Annotated in this window: 2 protein-coding genes; both read right to left on the bottom strand. The window is 68.0% G+C overall.

The features are described from left to right. A partial coding sequence (locus WCB02_RS18105; RefSeq protein ID WP_423960093.1) for a sugar phosphate nucleotidyltransferase occupies window positions 1-233 on the bottom strand: 233 nt, incomplete at its 3' end. A gap of 25 nt (window positions 234-258) precedes the next feature. Continuing rightward, window positions 259-1,724, bottom strand: a 1,466-nt coding sequence (gene tsaE / locus WCB02_RS18100) for a tRNA (adenosine(37)-N6)-threonylcarbamoyltransferase complex ATPase subunit type 1 TsaE (RefSeq protein ID WP_423960091.1), incomplete at its 5' end; no start/stop codon positions are given.

The raw sequence follows: 1,724 nt of genomic DNA, 5'->3' as shown, positions 1-1,724 counted from the left end.
ATCTTGGGCGATCGCCGGCCCGCGAGATGCGCCTCGATCTGATCGGCGAGCCAATGCACGTTGACGATCGCGCGCTCGACGCCGTTCTCCGCCAGGCGATCGAGACAATGATCGATGAGCGCCCGGCCGCCGACCTTGACCAGGGGCTTAGGCAGCGTTTCGGTGATCGGCCGCATCCGCATCCCCAATCCTGCGGCGAACACCATGGCCGTCTTGGGAACCGGCGGGCTCATCGGCGGGTTCCTCGGCGATCTGGCTTCAAGGATCGGATTTGACGGGCGGCTGGCCGAGCGCCCGCGGCAAGTGGTTCTGATACCAGAGGGCAAGCGGCCGAAGCAACGGATGGGCGAGGTTGCGGCTGAGGTAGCGTTCGATCCGCGGCAGGTGCCGCAGGTATTCCGGCTTGCCGTCCCGCTTGTCGAGGCGGGCGAAGATTCCGAGGATCTTGGTCGCACGCTGGGCGCCCATCGCCGCGTAGGCGGCGGCGAAGCTCTGGGCGTCGAAGGCGGGGTCAGCACCCGTCCTACGCCGAATATAGAGGGCGGCCAGACGCATCTCGAGGTCCTCCGTGACGTCGACGCGCGCGTCCTGCAGGAGTGAAGCGACATCATAAGCGGGCGGGCCTAGCACCGCGTCCTGAAAATCGATCAGGCCGATCCTTTTCAGCCCTTGCCGCTCGGCCAGCCAGTGCAGATTGGGCGAATGAAAGTCGCGCAACGTCCAGGTCGTCGGCTGGGCCAGAATCGGCCCGAGCAGCTCGCGCCAGATCGCCAGGAATTGCATCCGCGCGCCCGTGGGCGGCGTCACCCGCGCGACCGCCGGCGCGTACCAGTCGAGCGCCAGCTCGACCTCAACCAGCATCGCCTCGATGTCGTAGACCGGCAGGGCGTAGAATTCGTCGCCGACCGGCAGGTTCTCCGGCAATTCGAGCCCATGAAGATCGACGAGGAGCGCAACCGCCTCCGCGTAGCGCGCGCTGTCGGGAACGCCTCCCTCGGCGATGGTGGCTGAGCCGAAGTCCTCGATCAGCGCCAGGCCATCCTCGACGCTGAAGGCAATGAGGGCGGGCGCGGAGTAGCCGAGACCGCGCAAGCCCTCCGCCATGGCGACGAAGGCGCGGATGTCGGGCGACAGCTTGGCGATCGCCGCATACGGCTTGCCGTAGCGCAGGATCGGCCCGTCGCGCCGAGGCGGCGAGATCATCAGGATCGCGGAGCCGCCGCTCCACCTCGACAACCGTTCGTAGGCGCGAATGGACGCATCCCCTTGCAGGAATTCGCGCTTCGCGCCGTTCCAGCCGGCGTGCTTCAAAAGTCTGGCGACCCCGAGCGCCAGCGCCAGGCGGAGGCCCACGGCGCCCCTTCCGCGCAAAGTCAGCAGACGAAAATCGGGACCTCGGCTCGGATCGAAGCGGATCTCGACTTCGAGCCGATCGGCGGGCAGCGCTTCGCCGACCCGCTCCGGCCATTCGACGATGGCGATCGCGTCGGCGGTCGCCTCATCCCAGCCGAGATTGTCGAGCTCCCGAGGGCCGCGCAGCCGGTAGAAATCGGCGTGGACCACCGGGCCTCGCGGAGCGTCATAGACCTGCATCAGCGTGAACGTCGGGCTTGGCGCCTCGAGATCGCGCGACCCGGCCAGGGCTCGGATCAGGCCGCGGGCGAAGGCCGTCTTGCCCGCGCCGAGATCGCCGGTCAGGCCGACAAAGTCGCCTGGCTCGAGCC

The sequence above is a fragment of the Bradyrhizobium sp. genome (genome assembly GCF_049581145.1).
GTDB lineage: Bacteria > Pseudomonadota > Alphaproteobacteria > Rhizobiales > Xanthobacteraceae > Bradyrhizobium.
The sequence above is the reverse complement of the archived record's forward strand: the minus strand, read 5'-3'. Positions and strand labels throughout refer to the sequence as shown.